The following is a 17,175-nucleotide window of genomic DNA, read 5'->3' as shown; positions in this document are numbered from 1 at the left end:
CCCCACCCCCCACCCCCCACCCCGCGAGTCGCCCGCTCCCACCCCGCGAGTCGCCCGTTCCGGCCCCGCGAGTCGCCCGTATCGCGTGCGCGAGTCGCCCGAGTTCGGTCCGCGAGTCCCCGTTCTCGATGGGGAGCGGCCCCAGGCCCGCGAGTCGCTGCACCCGGTGGGAGGCCAATCCAGTCGGCGATCACCCCACAGAATCGGGGCTGCACCGTGACATGGACACATGTGGTGGTGCGGAGTGGCCCGTCGACCTCGACATGTGTCCATGTCGCAGGCCCTTCGGATCTGGAGGGGTTCGGCCTGCCTGTGGAGCGTGCGGACGCGGCCGGCGCACGGGAACGGGCGACTCGCACACGCGGAACGGGCGACTCGCGCGCAAGAACGGGCGACTCGCGCGGCGGGAATGGGCGCGGCGGGAATGGGCGACTCGCGGGAGGTTGGTGGCCGCGGGGAGGGTCAGTCCTTGCGGCCCGTGAGGGCGAGGCCGGCTCCCACCACGATCATCATGGCGCCGCCGATGCCGCCCACGTACCGCAGGCGGGTGGGGGAGGTGGCGAGCCAGGTGCGGGCGGTGCCGGCCGCCATCCCCCACACGGTGTCGAACGTGGCGGCGATGACGGCGAACATGAGGCCGAGTACGAGCATCTGGGTGGTCGGGCTGCCTGCTCCGGTGTCGACGAACTGGGGCAGGACCGCGGCGAAGAAGATCAGCACCTTGGGATTGGTGACGCCGACCACGACGGCCTGCCAGAACAGCCGCCGGTCGACGGCGCCTGCGGGAGCCGCGAGGGCGGCGGAGAGGGACCCGCGGGAGCGGATCGTCTGGACGCCGAGGTAGACGAGGTAGGCCGCCCCCATCAGCTTGAGCACGGTGAACACCTCGGCGGACTCCGCGGCGACCGCCCCGAACCCGAGCGCCACCGCGACGACGACGACTGCCGCCCCGACCGTGTTGCCCGCGACGCTGGTGACGGCGGCGCGACGGCCGTGAGCGAGTGCCCGCCCGACGATGAACAGCACGCTCGGTCCGGGGATGATCACCAGCACGATCCCGGCCAGTGCGAAGGCGAGGAGGGTCTCGACGGAGGGCATGGCCGGCACGCTAGCCCGCCCGTGAGCGGCGAAGCACGGGACTTTCGCCGCCCCTACCAGCCGTAGAACACGCGCTCGACAACGGCGCGGGTGCGGCGGCCGGTGCGCCGGTAGTCGTCGAGGAAGACGCCGGGGTCGCCGTCGGGCGGGTAGCCCATGGCGACGGCCACGGCGGCGAGCTCCCGGCCCGACCGCGGCAACTGGTCGCCGGGTTTGCCCTTCACCAGCATGACGGCGTTGCGCGCCCGCGTCGCCATCGTCCAGCCCGCGATGAGCTCCGACGCGTCCTCGGCGCTGAGCAGTCCGGCCTCGCTCGCCTCCCGCACGCCCTCCAGGGTGGAGGTGGTGCGCAGTTCCGGGATGTCGCCCGCGTGCTGCAGTTGCAGAAGCTGCACGGTCCACTCGACGTCGGCGAGACCGCCGAGGCCGAGCTTGGTGTGGGTGGTGCGGTCCGCGCCGCGCGGCAGCCGTTCGGCGTCCACGCGCGCCTTGATCCGGCGGATCTCGGTGACGGTGGCCGCGTCGATGCCGTCGGCGGGATAGCGGATCGGGTCCACCATCTCGAGGAACCGCCTGCCGAGGTCCTCGTCGCCCGCGACGGCGCTGGCGCGCAGCAGGGCCTGCGCCTCCCAGGCGTGCGACCAGCGGGAGTAGTACTCGCGGTAGGACCCGAGCGTCCGGACGAGCGCCCCGGATCGGCCTTCCGGGCGCAGGTCGGCGTCGACGACGAGCGCCGGGTCGGGGCTCGGCGAGGCCAGGCGCCTGCGGACGGTCTCCGCAACGGTGGTGGCGTAGCGCACCGCGTCGTGGTCCGAGGCGCCGTCGACGGCCTCGCAGACGAACATCACGTCGGCGTCGCTGCTGTAGCCGAGCTCCATGCCACCGAGGCGGCCCATCCCGATCACGGCGATGCGTGCGGGCGCGGGACCGTCGCTGATCGCGCGCTCCACCGAGTCCAGGGTGGCCTGCAGCACGGCGGCCCACACCGAGCTGAGCGCCGCGCACACCTCCACGGCCGGGAGCACGCCGAGCAGGTCGGCGCACGCCACGCGCAGCAGTTCGTGCCTGCGCATCGAGCGCGCGGTGGCCGCGGCGCCGTCCGGGTCCTTCTGACGGGCGACGGTGGCGCGCAGGGACGCGGCCACCTCGGACGGGTCACGGGCCAGCTCGTCGGCCTGTCCGGCGGTCGGCGCGGCGAGCAGCCGCAGCACCTCCGGGGCGCGGACCAGCAGGTCCGGGACCAGCGCCGACGTGCCGAGCAACCGCATGAGCCGCTGGGCGACCTGCCCCTCGTCACGCAGCAGCCGCAGGTACCACGGCGTGGTGGCGAGCGCCTCGGACACGCGGCGGTAGGCGAGCAGCCCGCGGTCCGGGTCGGGGCTGCGGGCGAGCTCGTCGAGCAACACCGGGAGCAGCGTCTGCTGGATGGACGCGGCCCGGGACACGCCGGAGGTCAGTGCCCGCAGGTGCCCCAGCGCTCCCTCCGGGGACGCCCAGCCGAGCGCTCCGAGCCGGGCCGCCGCCGCCGACTCCGACAACCGCGCGGTGTCGGCGGACATCCGGGACACGGCGGACAGCAGCGGCCGGTAGAACAGCTTCTCGTGCAGCCTGCGGACCCGCCGCACGTTGCGCATCCACTCCGCCACGAGGACGCCGACGACGTCGCGCCGCCCGTCCGGACGCAGCCGAGCGGCGCGGGCCAGCCACCGCTGGGCATCGGTGTCGTCAGCGGCAGGCAGGAGGTGGGTGCGCCGCATCCGTTGCAGCTGCAGCCGGTGTTCCAGCAGGCGCAGGAACCGGTAGGACGCCGCCAGGTTGGCGCCGTCCTCCCGGCCGACGTACCCGCCGTCGGCGAGCGCGGCCAGAGCGTCCAGTGTGGAGGGTGAGCGGAGCGCTTCGTCGGTGCGGCCGTGCACGAGCTGGAGCAGCTGCACGGCGAACTCGACGTCGCGCAGGCCGCCGGGGCCGAGCTTGATCTCGCGTTCGGCGTGGTCGGGCCGGATGTGCTCCTCGACGCGGCGCCGCATGGCCTGCACGTCGGCGACGAAGTCGTCGCGGGCGACGGCGTTCCACACCATCGGAGCCACCGCCTCGGCGTAGGCGGCGCCCAGCTCGGGGTCGCCCGCCACGGGCCGGGCCTTGAGCAACGCCTGGAACTCCCAGGTCTTCGCCCACCGCTTGTAGTAGGACACGTGCCCGTCGAGCGTCCTCACCAGAGCGCCCTGGCGCCCCTCGGGGCGGAGGTTCGCGTCGACCTGGAAGCACGCCTCCCCGGCGATCCGCATGACGCGGCTCGCGAGGCGGGTGGTCGCCTGGTCGGCGGGCTCGCCGACGAACACCACGTCGACGTCGCTCACGTAGTTCAGCTCGTGACCGCCGGTCTTGCCCATCGCGATGATGGCCAGCCGGCCACCCTGCTCGCCCGACGCGGAGTCCCGCGCCTCCCCGACGGCGACGGCCAGCGCCGCCTGCAGCGCCGCCGCGGCGAGGTCGGCGAGCTGCGCGGCGACGTCCTCCACGGGGAGGACCGGCAGCTCGGGCTCCCCCACGGCGGCGAGGTCGGCGGCGGCCAGCACGACCAGCTCGTCGCGGTAGGCGGTGCGCAGGGCGCTGATCGCCTCGCTGCCCGAGAGGGTCGCGGCCGAGCCGCCCGGTGATCCGGCAGGCGGCCCGGCCGGGTCGGCCCCCACGGCGCTGAGCAGCGTGGCGCACGGGTCGTCGCCATCGGGAGCGTCGCTCGTCAGCCGGTGCCACCGGTCGGGATGGGTGACCAGGTGGTCGCCCAGCGCGGTGGAGCTGCCGAGCAGCGCGAGCAACCGCCCGCGCAGACCGGCGTCGGAGCGCATCGCCGCTTCGAACGCGTCCCGGTCGGACACGGACTGGACGAGCCGCTCGACGGTGCGCAGCGCCAGGTCGGGGTCGGGGCTGCGGGCCAGCGCCCACATGATCTCCGCCGCGCCGTCGGCCGGCTTGTCCCCGACCCACCAGCCGAGCTCCCCGAGCGTCGCCTCGGCCCACGGCTCGGTGAGCCCGAGGCGGGCGAGGGAGGTACCGGTACGCGTCACGGAGAACGATCCTGCCGCAGCGGGCACCGCCTGTGGGGACCAGAGTGCGGTCCGATCGCGGGCGGCGACGCAAACCCGCGCGTCACGCGGCGAAGCGCAGCTCCACGTTGTCGTGGAGCGGGCGGTACCCGATGCGGGGGTAGAGCCGGTTGGTGATCGGGTTGGCGAGGTCGGTGAACAGGAGCACCTGCTGCGCGCCCTGGTCCAGCGCCCACCGGGACGCGGCCGCCGTGACCGCCGCGGCGTAACCGTGCCTGCGGTGCTCCGGCGGGGTGTAGACCGGCCCGATCCTCGACATGCCGACCACCACCGGACGCGCCGTGGCCTGCGCGACGGGTACGCCGTCCACCTCCCACAGCAGCTCACCCGTGCCCAGCCGGAGCGAGCGGAGCACCGTCTCCCGGGGCGTCTCCGGCGACGTCCAGCCGCCCCGGTCGTCCTCGGCGAACCCCCGACGCCACCGGGCGAGCAGATCGAGGTCGCGCTCGTCCGCCCGTCGCGGGCCGCCCGGGACCCCGATCGGCGCCACGAGCTCGTCCAGGACGAACAGCCGGGTGCGCTGCTCGGCGTGCGCGCTGGCCCCGGTACGGGTGACATACGCGGCCGCGAACGCCTCGGCCTCGATGATGGGGCCGGCCGCCCCGAGGAGGTCCGGGCCGGCCGCCGCGAGCGCCTCCTCGACGGCCGCCGCGTGCACCGGCGGGACCGCGGAGACGAGAACGGAGTGGCCAGGGGTCTGCAACGCGGCTCCCGCGACCTCCCCTGACTCGTGCACGGTCAGCATGGCGGCCGCGCGCCCGCCGCCGCGGCACAGCCCGTCGAGCACGGTGAGCTCGACCGTGTGACGGACCGGGTCGGCCGCGAGCAACGGCCGCGCCAGCCGCGCGAACGTCTCGACGTCGTCGTGCAGAACGATCTCCATGCGCGCAGACCCTGCCGCGCCGCCGCCCCCCGTCGCGACCGGTTTGCCGCGCTCGCGGGTGCGGTCAGAGGACGGGCAGGTACGTGGCGAGCTCGTACGGGGTGACCTGGCGCCGGTAGCCGTCCCACTCCGCCCGCTTGTTGCGCAGGAAGAAGTCGAACACGTGCTCGCCGAGGATCTCCGCCACGAGTTCGGAGTGCTCCATGGCCCCGAGCGCCTCCGTGAGGTTCTGGGGCAGGGACTCGTAGCCCATCGCCCGGCGCTCGGTCTCGGTGAGCGACCAGACGTCGTCCTCGGTGGGCGAGGGCAGCTCGTAGCCCTTCTGCACGCCCGTGAGCCCGGCGCCGAGGATCACGGCGAAGGCGAGGTAGGGGTTGCAGGCGCTGTCGAGGGTGCGGATCTCCACCCGCCGCGTGGACGACTTGCCCGGCGAGTACATCGGCACGCGCACGAGTGCCGAGCGGTTCGCGTGTCCCCACGACACCGCGGTGGGCGCCTCACCACCGGTGATCAGGCGCTTGTAGGAGTTGACCCACTGGTTGGTGACCGCGCTCATCTCCCGGGCGTGGCGCAGCACACCCGCCACGAACGCCTTGCCCGTCTCGGAGAGCTCGAAGGGGTTGTTGGGGTCGTGGAAGGCGTTGCGGTCGCCCTCGAACAGCGAGAAGTGCGTGTGCATGGCCGAACCGGCGTGCGCGGAGAAGGGCTTCGGCATGAACGAGGCCTTCACGCCCTGCATGATCGCGACCTCCTTCACGACGTAGCGGAACGTCATGATGTTGTCGGCCATCGTCAGCGCGTCGGCGTAGCGGAGATCGATCTCCTGCTGGCCGGGGCCACCCTCGTGGTGGCTGAACTCCACGGAGATGCCCATCGACTCGAGCGTCTCGATCGCGTTGCGCCGGAAGTGCGGGGCGACGTCGTGGCTGGCCTGGTCGAAGTAGCCACCGTTGTCGGCAGGCGTGGGCGCCGAGCCGTCGTCGGGCAGGTCGCGCAGCAGGTAGAACTCGATCTCGGGGTGGACGTAGCACGTGAAGCCGGCCTCGCCCGCCTTGCTGAGTGCGCGCCGGAGCACGTGCCGCGGGTCGGCCCACGACGGGGAACCGTCGGGCATGGCGATGTCGCAGAACATCCGGGCCGAGTAGTGCTCGCCGGTCTGGCTCTCCCACGGCAGCACCTGGAAGGTGGACGGGTCCGGCCGGGCGACCATGTCCGACTCGTAGACCCGCGCGAAGCCCTCGATCGCGGACCCGTCGAAGCCGATGCCTTCCGCGAAGGCGCCCTCCAGCTCCGCCGGGGCGACGGCCACCGACTTGAGATAACCGAGCACGTCGGTGAACCAGAGGCGGACGAAGCGGATGTCGCGTTCCTCGAGTGTGCGGAGCACGAACTCCTGCTGGCGGTCCATGGGCGCCGAGCCTAGGAAGGCCGCGTTACAGGCATGTTTCCTCGCTGGTCAGTACCTGCGACATCGGGGCCGTCATCACCCTTCGGCACGGTACGACGGGCGCGTTCCCGCACGCCGGGCCGCCGCCGGGGGCTCTTCCTCCGCCACCCTGTCGGCGAGACGTTCCTCCAGCCGGAGGTGACGGAACTGGTAGACGGCCCCCACCTGGCGCAGCACCCCGCGGCGGTGGGCGTCGTCGAGGAACCGCATGAGCCGGAGCGGGGTGTGGCCGCGGAAGGCGAGCCAGAGGCGGTTGAGCACGGAGGCCCCCCACGCCTTGGCCAAGCACACCGTGAGCCCCACGGCGAGCCCGAAGAGGGCGCCGACCGCGATGGCGGTGGCCGGGTGCGTCGCGCGGGGGAAGACCAGACCGCCGATCACCGCACCGGCGAGCCCGTAGGCGACGCTTCCCGTGGTCCGCATCAGGATATGGCCGAGCAGTGCCGCCGCCAGCCCCCCGGCGAGCACCAGTGCGAGGTCGAAGCGACCGCCCAGTACGTCGATGAACCGGACCTCGCGCGTGAAGGCGTAGGCCATCCCGTAGAACAGGCCGAGCGACACGGTCAACGACAGCGAGAACCACAGGGCCGCGACCCGGTCGTTCCTCAGCACACTGGCCGGGCTGGACACCCGCCTCGCGTCGATCGGGGTGTCGAGCCAGACGTGGACGCCCACGGCGAGCCCGAAGACCACGGCGAGCAGCAGGACGAATCCGACCGACAGCGACCAGCCGAGTCCGAGGCTCACCGCGATCACCACGCCCACCGCGAACCTGCCCAGGAACTTCACCGCGGTGCCCCGGATCCGGAACTCGACGCGCTGCGGCCCCGGTCGGCGCCCGACGGCGTGTGCCAGACACCCTGCCCCGGCGAACGCGAGACCGTAGATCAGCCCGATCATCGGGCCACCGGCGAGCCACCCGGCCAGGGCGAACAGCACAGCGGCGGGAAGGCCCAGGTAGAGGCCGCTGACCGGCCGTGGGACCGCCTTGTCGAGCCGCCACCACGCCAGGTCCCCGGCCGGCAGGCGATGCGCGTGCCGGGCGAGGAAGGTGAGCCACCGCTCGGCCCGGCCCGGGTCGTAGCTCCGCATGGACGCCGACCGGTCGTCCTGTCCGGGCGGTGCCGGCGCCTGCCGGTAGACGGCGGGCAGGTAGGCGTCCAGGAGGTGCCGTTCGACCGCGCCCCGGTCGGGGAAGCGGGCGGTGTCGCAGAGGTCGGCAGGATCCGAGGCGGGATGGGCGTACGCGGTTCTGGCCAGGTCGACCATCAACGGCGTACGGAGCGCCTGCGCCAGCACCCCGGCCGGGTTGCGGCGCAGGTGGTCCACCACGGGCTGCCAGCGCGTCTCACCGAGCCGTCTCCGTGCGGTGAGGAAGGCGACGGCGTCGTCGACCCCGACCGGTTCGATCTCGACGACGGCCGCTCTGGCCAGCATCGATCCCGCCTGGTTCACCGCGAGCTCGTAGTCGGTGCTGCGACAGGTCACCACGAGCGGACGACCGCCCGCGACCGCCCGGTCGAGTGCGTCGATCGCCGCGGCGTGCAACGCCGGTGGCGTCTCGTCGAGGCCGTCGAGCACCGGGACGACCCGGCCGTCGAGAACCAGCCGCGTCGCGGCGTCCGGACCGTAGGCGGACCTGTTGGCCAGCGCCGGGTACTCCTCGACGAGCCTGCGGGCCAGCCACGCGTGCAGGTGCTCCTCGTGGGGGTTCCACGAGGCCAAGGGCAGCAGTACCGGTATCGGGTCACCGGGCCGGAGCTCGGCGAGCAGCCCCAGGGTGAGCAGGATCGCCAGCACGGACTTGCCGGCACCGGGCTCTCCCAGCACCACCAGCTGGCGGGTGGGGAGCTTGCGGAACTGCTCGACCACGTCACCGAGACCGCCGCTCAGACCCAGGCAGTCCGGCCGGTCGCCGTCCGGTGCGGTACCCAGCACGGCGGAGGCCACCGCGGCCACCTGCCGACCGGTGCTCGACCATCGCAGCGGAACCGGCTCGGGCCGGTTCAGCGACCGCATCTCGACCTCGACCGTCCACTGCCGGGAGATCGCCGATGCCAGCTCGCGGACCGCCTTGTCGAGCCGGTCGTCGCGCACGGTGGCGACGGGCGCCGGGGCGTCGGCCGCCGTGTCGCTCGCTGGACCGTCCTCGGCCTCGTCGTCCGGTGAGGCTGGCGCCGCCGGCCGGGGTGGTGGTGGCTCACCGGCGAGGATGCGTTCGTGGAGCCGGAGCACGTCGCGCCCGGGATCGATACCGAGCTCCTCGACGAGCCGGATGCGCAGCTCGTGGAAGACCTGGAGTGCGTCGGCCTGCCGTCCGCACCGGTTCAGCGCGAGCATCAGCTGCGCGTGCAGCTTCTCCCGCAGCGGGTGCTCGGCGACCAGCTCCATCAGCTCGGCGGCGACCTCGCGGTGCTCCCCGAGCTCGAGCTGCCAGTCGACGCACTGCTCGACGGCACCGAGCCGCTGCTCGTTCAGCAGGGTGACCCGGTTGGTGAGCACGGAGATGTGGAGGCCGTCGAGCACGGAGCCGCGCCACAGCCCCAACCCCGCCCGTGCCTCCCGCACCGCGTCCGCGAGCCTGCCCTCAGCGGCGAGGCGGCGCGCGTCGGACAGACCGCGGTGGAACCGCAACAGGTCCAGCTGGTCCTCGGCGACCGCGATCCGGTAGCCGGGCCCGTCGGTGACGATGGCCCGGCTCCCGCCGCCCAGGCGCTCCCGGAGCACCGACACGCAGTTCTGCACCTGCTTGACGGCGGTCGCCGGCGGCTCGTCGTCCCAGACCGCCTCGACCAGCTTCGCGACCGGCACCACCGAGTTGGGCGCCAGCAGCAACGTCGCGACCACTCGTTGATGCCGAGTGCTCGGCAGACTCACCCTGCCCCCGTCGCTCGTGACTTCGAGCGTTCCGAGCACGCGGAACTCCAACGCCATCGTTCTCCCCCGGCACGTCCTGCGCGAGATGCTACCGCCAGTAGCCACCTGAACACTGATCGCGGCGGACTCCTGCAGAAGGACAGCGTAGGGACGACGAGAGGACGAAGGCTGTGACGTTCTGTCTGCGCCGTTCGCACGAATGGGGTATCGGTGCGGCGGATCGGTGATTGCCAGTCGTGGGGGGTTGTCAATCACCGTTCCGCCCGCGGGTGGACCCGCTCCGGTCAGCTCGCGCGGCACACCGTGTCGGGCGGGGGCAGCGTGCCGTCGATCAGGTACTTCGTGACGGCGTCGTCGACGCAGGGCACACCCTGCAGGGCCACCGTGTGCTGCGTGCCCTCGTAGGTAAGCAGGCTCCCGTTCAACGCCTTCGCCAGGTCCACGCCCGCCTGGTAGGGAGTGGCCGGGTCGCCGGTCGTGGAGATGACGAGCGTCGGCGGCAGGCCCTGCACCTGCGGGACGTGCGGCTCGCTCGTCGGCGGGACGGGCCAGAACGCGCACGGGTCGAGCGCCGCGACCACGCCACGGCCGTCGTCACGGAACGGGGCGGCCTCGTTGGCACGCCGGATCAGGTCCGCCTGCTTATCACGGTCGGTGATCCGCTCCTCGTCGACGCAGCTGATGACGACGAACGCCTCGATGTCGTTGCCGTAGTGGCCGTCGGCGCCGCGACCGTTGTAGAGATCGGCCAGCCGCAACAGGATCGTGCCGTCACCGGACGCGAGCAGGGACAGGCCGCGGGACAGCGCCGGCCACAGCTGCGACAGGTAGAGCGCCTGGATCGTGCCCGTCACCGCGTCCGGGTAGGACAAGGTGCGGGTGCCGTTCTCGGCCCGCACGGGGGCGTCTATCAGCGGCCGGGTGAGCGCCTGGAAAGCCGCCGTGGCCTTGGCGGGGTCGGTGCCGAGCGGGCAGTCCGGTCGCTTCGCGCAGTCGGCCGCGTAGGCGTCGAAGGCCTGCTGGAAGCCCGCGTTCTGCTTCACGGTGCGGTCAGCGGTGGTCTGGGTCGGGTCCAGGGCACCGTCGAGCACCAGCGCCCGGACGTTCTGCGGGAACGCCTCGGCGTACGCCGAGCCGATGCGCGTGCCGTAGGAGTACCCGAGGTAGGACAGCTTCTGGTCACCGAGCGCCGCACGCAGGATGTCGACGTCCCGGACGACGTCCCGGGTCCCCACGTTCGCCAGCACCGGGTCGCCACCGGAACGCTGGGCGCACCGCTGCGCGTACTGCCGGTTCTCCGACTCGGTCTGCTCCACCCCCGCAGGCGACGGGTCGACGTCCAGGTCGGCGCGTTCGGCCTCCCACTCGGCGTCGTCCAGGCAGTCGATCGTCGGCGTGCTCGCCCCGACGCCCCGCGGGTCGAAACCGACCAGATCGAAGCGCTGGCTCAGCTGGCCCTGCCCGATCCGCTCCGACAGCGACGCGGCGGCGCTCGCCCCCGACGAACCGGGGCCACCGGGGTTGACCAGCAACGATCCGATCCGCTCCCCGGTCGCCCGCTGGCGCAGAATCGCGAGCTGCGCGGTCGGACCGTCCGGAGCGGCGTAGTCGAGCGGCACCTCGAGACGGGCGCAGTCGAACTTCGGGTCCGAGAAGGTCGGCCGGTCGGAGGCCGACGTCGCGAAGTCGGCGCACGGCCCCCACGAGAGCTGCTGCTCGTAGAAGCGGGACAGCTGCTGTGTCGGGTCGGGGCCGTTGGGACCGGCTGCACCGGTCGTCGACTGGGTGCACGCCACCAGAAGCAGACCGGCGGAGCACAGGGCGGCGACCAATGTGGTCGATCTCATGCGGGCTGGCACCGCGACAGCATGCCAGCGTGACGCCGTCCCGCATCTCCTACCGCCCGCGACCTCACCCGACCATGCACCACACCTGTGTGAACTCCATCCCAGACGGGCTGCTGCGACGCCGAGCGGTGTCAGGCTTCTCCCGTCAGCACCTGACGACCCGGGGACCCACAACGGGCCTCGAGGGAGGACGGACAACGATGTCTCAGCATTTCGCCTCTGAGCAACCCACCACCCCGTCGGCCGAGGTTCAGCCTCCGTACCGCTCGGGACCGACCGCAGCCGGACCGGGCAGGCCCAAGCGCACCCGGATCCACCACCTGCGCGAGCTCAAGGAGCGCGGCGAGCGCTGGCCGATGCTCACCGCCTACGACATGTACTCCGCCGAGATCTTCGACGAGGCCGGCATCCCGGTACTGCTCGTCGGCGACTCGGCCGCCAACAACGTCTACGGCTACGACAACACGCTGCCCGTGACGGTCGACGAACTGCTGCCGCTGGTCCGGGCCGTGGTGCGGGGCACGACGTCCGCACTCGTCGTGGCCGACCTGCCGTTCGGCAGCTACCAGATCAGCCCGGAGCAGGCCCTGACCACCTCCTTCCGCTTCATGAAGGAAGGCGGCGCGCACGCCGTCAAGCTCGAGGGCGGGGCGCGGTTCGCCCCGCAGGTCGAGGCGCTCGTCGGGGCCGGGATCCCGGTGATGGCCCACCTCGGGTTCACGCCGCAGAGCGAGCATGCGCTGGGCGGGTTCCGGATCCAGGGGCGCGGGGACGCCGGTGAGCGGCTGGTCGAGGACGCTCTGGCACTGCAGGCGGCCGGCGCGTTCTCCGTGGTGCTGGAGATGGTGCCAGCGGACGTCGCGAAGCGCGTCACGGCCGAACTGGTGATCCCGACGATCGGCATCGGCGCCGGCCCGGACACCGACGCCCAGGTCCTCGTGTGGTCGGACATGGCCGGGATGAACCGGGGACGCAAGCCCCGGTTCGTCAAGCAGTACGCCGACCTGGGCGGAGTCCTGTTGGACGCCGCCAGGCGGTTCGGTGACGACGTGCGCGGCGGGGAGTACCCCGACGCCGCCCACTCGTACAGCTGAGACCTCCCGCACGGGCGCGGGGCCCCGCGGCCGCGCCCGTGCGGTGAGCCACCCCCCACCCCCGCGAGTCGCCCGTTCCCACCCCGCGAGTCGCCCGTTCCCGTCCCGCGAGTCGCCCCGATCAAGTGCGCGAGTCGCCCGAATCCGGTGCGCGAGTCGCCCGGCTTGTTCCCGCGTCTCCGGGTCGGTGATCTCGGCCAATGCCGCTCCGCGCTCGTCCGGATGGCCGAATTTCCCCAGGGGTTTCGCCGGAGACTTGACAGGAACAGGCGCAGTTCCGGCAATGGCGCGTGCACGGACCCGGTCAGGCACTGTTCACTGACAGGAAGGGGACGGCTATGGCTGTCGACGAGGACAAGCTGAACGAGCTGCTGGGGACCTTCGTCACCGATGTCGGCGGGAGCTACCAGGCCCTCAGCGCCGTGATCGGCGACCGGCTGGGCCTGTACCGGTCGCTTCTCGCCGTGATGCCGGCGACTCCTGCCGAGGTCGCGTCCGAGGCCGGCGTCGGTGAGCGCTACATGCGCGAGTGGCTCCAGGGACAGGCCGCAGGCGGCTACGTCACCTACGACCCCGCCACCGAACGCTTCTCGCTCACCGAGGAGCAGGCGTTCGCGCTGGCATCGCCGGACGGGATGCAGATCGCAGCGGCGTTCCTCATCCCGGTCGCGGTCGCCAAGAACATCGAACGGATCACCGATGTGGTGCGTACGAACGGCGGCTTCGCGTGGCACGAGCACGACCCGGCGCTGTTCGAGGGGACCGAGAGATTCTTCCGGCCCGGCTACGTCGCGAACCTGGTGTCCTCGTGGATTCCCGCGCTCGACGGGGTCGGCGAGAAGCTTCGGGCCGGAGCGACGGTCGCCGACGTCGGGTGTGGGCGGGGTGCGTCGACGTTGCTGCTCGCCGAGTCGTACCCCAGATCGACGATCACCGGCTTCGACTACCACAGCCCGTCGATCGAGCAGGCGCGCAACCACATGGCCGACGCCGGCCTGGCAGGCCGGGCGACGTTCGACGTGGCCACTGCCGCCGACTTTCCCGGCACCGACTACGACCTCGTCGCCATCTTCGACGCGCTGCACGACATGCCTGATCCGCTCGGCGCGGCGACGCACATCCGCGAGTCTCTCAAGCCTGACGGGACCTTCCTGCTCGTCGAGCCGTTCGCCAACGACAGGGTCGAGGACAACCTCAACCCGGTCGGCCGCCTGTACTACGGGGCGTCCGCCGTCATCTGCGTCGCCCACTCGATGACGGAGGAACCGCGCACGGCACTCGGTGCGCAGGCGGGCGAGGCGAGGCTTACCGAGATCCTTCGTGATGCCGGATTCACACGGATCCGGCGCGCTGCCGAGACACCGTTCAACCTCATCCTCGAGGCGCGGCCGTAGGTCGCCTCGATTCATGCGCGAATCGCGGACCGGGCGACTCGCGCACGCAAACCGGGCGACTCGCGGGGATGGATCGGGCGACTCGCGGACGCAGATCGGGCGACTCGCGCACACGAACCGGGCGACTCGCGGGGCGGGGGGCTGGGGTGGGGGGCGGGTCAGGCGGGGTGGGAGGCGCGGCGGTGCAGGCCCGCCACCGGTTCCCCGGCCTCGTACCGGGCGAGCATGGCCGTGGCGGGGCTCTCCCGGCGCACCCAGCGCTCCCGCAGGCGCTCGAGGCGAGCGAGGTCGTCGGCGCGGCCGGTGAGGGCGGCTGCGGCGGCGTCGAGGAGGGCGCCGGTGCCGGCGTGCACCTCGTCGTCGCCGAGCCCGGCGACCGCGACGTGCTGGTGCAGCGCGGCGTCCGGGGTGGTGCGCCGTCCGGGCAGGGTCTCGTCCAGGACGAGGCCGGTGAGCAGGCTGAGCAGCTCCCCGTAGAGGGCCGGGTCGGGGCAGGCGTCGAACGCCTTGAACTCGATCCGCCCGACCTCGGCCGGGATCCGGGCCACCTGCGTGAGCGACGGGGCGGCGTCCACCTGCTCGTCGCCGTTCCCCAGGAACACCAGCACCGCCGGACGCAGGCCGGTACGGATGGCGGTGCGGGCCGACAGACCGCCCCACGGCGCCCCGTCGCGGAACGGCGAGGAGAACGACAGCGGCACCAGCCAGGGGCTGTAGTGGGTGAGCTTGCGCCCGATGTCGACGATGGCGGCGGGGTCGAGATCGGCGCAGGAAAGGTTCAGGTCGGGCCCGTAGGTCGACATGTGCAGGTGGGCGGTGCGTTCCTCCGGAGAGTCGAGGCGATGCCGCCGCTCCCACTCGTTGAGCGGGGGCTCGATGGCGTACTCGGAGCGCAGCGGGTTGAAGCCGATCACGGCGGTGCGCAGCGCCGACGCGGCGAGGGCGTCGTCGAGCGTGGCGACGTCCGCCCTGATGGCGTCGACGGCGGCGTCCACCGAGTCGTGGATGCGCGTGCGGATCTCGATGCCCTTGGGGTCGCAGCGCACCAGCCGGCCGTCGGTGTCGAACCGCTCGTAGCCCTCGACGTACCAGCGCTTGCGCTTGATCCCCTGGTCGCCGATGCGCAGATCCGGGTAGTCCTCCGGGTCCTCGCGGAGCGCGTCGATGACGACCTGCAGCTCCTCGAACGCGGTGTCGGTGTAGTCGGCGAAGCTGCCGTCGATGTGAAGCAACGCACACTCGTGCTCGATGCCGTAGCGGAAAGCCCTGGTCGTCGGGCCTGTGGTGGGCTGCACCGATCGTCCTCCCCCGGATCGTGTGGATCCACTTCTCGCGAAGATGAGGCTAGCCTTATCTGAACGACGACGACGGAGGTGGCGGTGAGCGGTGCGGACCCGCTGGCGGTGCTGCGTGATCGACGTTCGCGAGCCGCTCTGGCCGCGCCTGCCCCGCCGCGCAGCGAGCTACAGGAGATCCTCACCGCCGCGTGCGCGGCCCCGGACCACGCTCGCCTGCGCCCCTGGCGGTTCATCGTCATCGAGGAGACGGCGCGCGAGGCGCTCGGCGACGCGTTCGCCGCGGCCCAGGCCGAGCGCGAACCGGACGCCACTCCTGCCGATCTGCGCCGCACCCGGACGAAGGCGCTGCGAGCGCCGTTGATCGTCGTGGTGGTCGGGACGCCGCGCCCGCACCCGAAGGTCCCGGTCTGGGAGCAGCGCGCCGCTGCGGCGTGTGCCGCGTACGGCGTGGTGCTCGCCGCGCACGTCCGCGGGCACGGCGCGATGTGGCGCACCGGCTGGTACGGAGAGGCGCCGAAGGTGCGCGCCCACCTCGGGCTCGTCGACGGCGAGGAGGTCACGGGCTGGGTGTACCTGGGCACCCCGGTGGGGCCCGACCCGGCTCCTCGCCCGCTCGCCGACCCACCCATCACGTGGCTCGGGTGAGACGCCGTAGGTAGAGCGCCTCAGCTCACGGCGACGAACTCGATCCGGCCGGTGGAGGGTTCGGCGGCCACCAGCCGCACCCGCACCACGGCACCCGCCGTCAGCGCCCCTGTGCAGCGGGCCAGCACGGGCGGGTCGGGCAGGTAGATCTCGCCCGGCTCCCCCTCCGCGCCACCGGGTCGCAGTGCCACGGCGTCGAACTCCTCCCCCAGGCACCCGGCGAGCAGCGCGGCCTCGGCGCGGTCGAGACAGGCCCGGTCGACCTTCGCCGCGAACGCGTCGGACTCCGCCATCACCTCCGGCAGCAGGGGCAGCGCCTCCCGCACCCACGCCTGCGGCTCCACACCCGCGGTCACCGCGAGGCAGAGCTCCGTGCAGAAGCGGTCGGCCAGCCGCCGCAGCGGCGCCGTCACGTGCGCGTAGGGGGCTCCGATCCCAGCGTGACCGGCGTCCTCGGGCGGGGGCACACCGGCCTCCCGGTCGAACGCCGCGTACCCCGCACCGCGCAGCAGCGTCGTCGCGGCCCGGCGCACCGCCAGTGCGGCCGGGTCGTCGGCGGGCAGGCCGGCCAGCACCTCGGCGGCGCTCGCGCCCGGCGCCCACGCGAACCCCAGCTCCCGGGTCGCGCGCTGGAACGTCTCGAGAGCCTGCGGCTCCGGCGCGGGCAGGGTGCGCAGCAACCCGACCCCGGCGTCCAGCATGATCCTCCCGGCCGCCATTCCCGTGAGCAGCGAGATCTCCGCGTTCCACGCCTCGACGTCCAGCCGCCGCCGGGCCCGCAGCGTCCAGCCTCCTGCGCCGTCCGGCACGACCTCCTGCTCGGGCAGCTCCAGCTCGACGGCTCCGCGCCGCACAGCGTGGGCCCGTCGCAGCCGGCCGAGCTCGGGCAGTGCGGCCACCGCCGGGTGCACCCGCCCCGCGTCGACGTCGGCCTGCACACCGGCGTAGTCCAACCGGGCCCGCGACCGGACCACGGCGCGGCGGACATCGACATTCACCGGCTCGGCCGTGTCGTCGAGGTCGATCGTCCACAGCACTGCGGCACGCGGGCCGTCCGGGAGCAGGCTTGCCGCCGCCTCGGACAGCACCGGGGGATGCAGCGGCACCGACCCGTCGGGCAGGTAGATCGTCTGCCCCCTCCGGCGCGCCTCCTCGTCGAGGGCGCCGCCCGGGACCACCACCCGGCCGAGGTCGGCGATCGCGTAGTGCACGCGGAAGCCGTGGTCCCGCCGCGCGACGCCGAGGGCCTGGTCGAGATCCTTCGAGCCGGGCGGGTCGATCGTCACCAGTTCCAGGTCGGTGGCGTCCACCCGGCCCGGCCCGTCGACGGGTGGACGGTCCGCGGCCGCAGCCGCCTCCGCGAGCACCGCGGCCGGAAACCCGACCGGCAGCGCGAACTCCGCACGGACGGCGGCGAAGAGGGGCGCGGCGCGCAGCGGTCGGGTGGAGGACACGGGCACGCCCAGGAGCGTGCCACGGGACCTGCCC

General features: G+C 73.0%; 11 protein-coding genes. 3 read left to right on the top strand and 8 right to left on the bottom strand.

The window, feature by feature from the left end:
- Window positions 1-462 precede the first annotated feature (462 nt).
- From AC5L35_RS32560 to AC5L35_RS32535, 6 genes are all read right to left on the bottom strand, one after another.
- Window positions 463-1,098: a LysE family translocator gene (locus AC5L35_RS32560; RefSeq protein ID WP_495063576.1), complete on the bottom strand. Its 636-nt coding sequence runs from the start codon at window positions 1,096-1,098 to the stop codon at window positions 463-465.
- Between the two features lie 53 nt (window positions 1,099-1,151).
- Window positions 1,152-4,163 carry a bifunctional [glutamine synthetase] adenylyltransferase/[glutamine synthetase]-adenylyl-L-tyrosine phosphorylase gene (locus AC5L35_RS32555; protein ID WP_495063575.1) on the bottom strand — a complete coding sequence of 1,004 codons (3,012 nt, stop codon included), beginning with the start codon at window positions 4,161-4,163 and terminating at the stop codon, window positions 1,152-1,154.
- An 82-nt stretch (window positions 4,164-4,245) separates the two neighbouring features.
- The gene (locus tag AC5L35_RS32550; protein WP_495063574.1) at window positions 4,246-5,085 is read right to left on the bottom strand and encodes a GNAT family N-acetyltransferase; all 840 of its coding nucleotides are present in this window, start codon (window positions 5,083-5,085) and stop codon (window positions 4,246-4,248) included.
- Window positions 5,086-5,149: 64 nt separating this feature from the next.
- Window positions 5,150-6,493, bottom strand: a complete 1,344-nt coding sequence (gene glnA / locus AC5L35_RS32545) for a type I glutamate--ammonia ligase (protein WP_169399987.1) — start codon at window positions 6,491-6,493, stop codon at window positions 5,150-5,152.
- 75 nt (window positions 6,494-6,568) lie between these two features.
- Entirely contained in the window at window positions 6,569-9,379 is a 2,811-nt protein-coding gene (locus AC5L35_RS32540; RefSeq protein WP_495063573.1) for a BTAD domain-containing putative transcriptional regulator, read from the bottom strand.
- 314 nt (window positions 9,380-9,693) lie between these two features.
- Window positions 9,694-11,256 carry an alpha/beta hydrolase gene (locus tag AC5L35_RS32535; protein WP_495063572.1) on the bottom strand — a complete coding sequence of 521 codons (1,563 nt, stop codon included), beginning with the start codon at window positions 11,254-11,256 and terminating at the stop codon, window positions 9,694-9,696.
- Between the two features lie 200 nt (window positions 11,257-11,456).
- On the opposite strand from AC5L35_RS32535, the gene panB reads away from it, so the two are divergent.
- Both panB and AC5L35_RS32525 read left to right on the top strand, forming a co-directional pair.
- Window positions 11,457-12,350 (top strand): 3-methyl-2-oxobutanoate hydroxymethyltransferase, encoded by an 894-nt coding sequence (panB, locus tag AC5L35_RS32530; protein WP_495063571.1) that lies wholly within the window; start codon window positions 11,457-11,459, stop codon window positions 12,348-12,350.
- 338 nt (window positions 12,351-12,688) lie between these two features.
- Window positions 12,689-13,744: a class I SAM-dependent methyltransferase gene (locus AC5L35_RS32525; protein ID WP_495063570.1), complete on the top strand. Its 1,056-nt coding sequence runs from the start codon at window positions 12,689-12,691 to the stop codon at window positions 13,742-13,744.
- Window positions 13,745-13,902: 158 nt separating this feature from the next.
- Here AC5L35_RS32525 and AC5L35_RS32520 read toward each other — a convergent pair whose 3' ends face one another.
- Window positions 13,903-15,039 (bottom strand): glutamate-cysteine ligase family protein, encoded by a 1,137-nt coding sequence (locus AC5L35_RS32520; RefSeq protein WP_495063569.1) that lies wholly within the window; start codon window positions 15,037-15,039, stop codon window positions 13,903-13,905.
- 84 nt (window positions 15,040-15,123) lie between these two features.
- Here AC5L35_RS32520 and AC5L35_RS32515 point away from each other — a divergent pair, with 84 nt between their 5' ends.
- On the top strand, window positions 15,124-15,687 hold the full coding sequence (locus AC5L35_RS32515; RefSeq protein ID WP_495063568.1) for a nitroreductase family protein: 564 nt from the start codon (window positions 15,124-15,126) through the stop codon (window positions 15,685-15,687).
- A 20-nt stretch (window positions 15,688-15,707) separates the two neighbouring features.
- Here the strand turns inward: AC5L35_RS32515 and AC5L35_RS32510 are convergent, their stop codons facing one another.
- Complete coding sequence (locus tag AC5L35_RS32510; protein ID WP_495063567.1) at window positions 15,708-17,147, bottom strand: RNB domain-containing ribonuclease; 1,440 nt, start codon at window positions 17,145-17,147, stop codon at window positions 15,708-15,710.
- Window positions 17,148-17,175 lie beyond the last annotated feature (28 nt).

The sequence above is a fragment of the Pseudonocardia sp. OZ21 genome, from assembly GCF_059359135.1.
The sequence above is the reverse complement of the archived record's forward strand: the minus strand, read 5'-3'. Positions and strand labels throughout refer to the sequence as shown.

Bases quoted from the DNA above. Each gene is read 5' to 3' on its own strand.
- AC5L35_RS32560 (WP_495063576.1), bottom strand. From the start codon at position 1,098: ATGCCCTCCGTCGAGACCCTCCTCGCCTTCGCACTGGCCGGGATCGTG.
- AC5L35_RS32550 (WP_495063574.1), bottom strand. From the start codon at position 5,085: ATGGAGATCGTTCTGCACGACGACGTCGAGACGTTCGCGCGGCTGGCG.
- glnA (WP_169399987.1), bottom strand. From the start codon at position 6,493: ATGGACCGCCAGCAGGAGTTCGTGCTCCGCACACTCGAGGAACGCGAC.
- AC5L35_RS32535 (WP_495063572.1), bottom strand. From the start codon at position 11,256: ATGAGATCGACCACATTGGTCGCCGCCCTGTGCTCCGCCGGTCTGCTT.
- panB (WP_495063571.1), top strand. From the start codon at position 11,457: ATGTCTCAGCATTTCGCCTCTGAGCAACCCACCACCCCGTCGGCCGAG.
- AC5L35_RS32525 (WP_495063570.1), top strand. From the start codon at position 12,689: ATGGCTGTCGACGAGGACAAGCTGAACGAGCTGCTGGGGACCTTCGTC.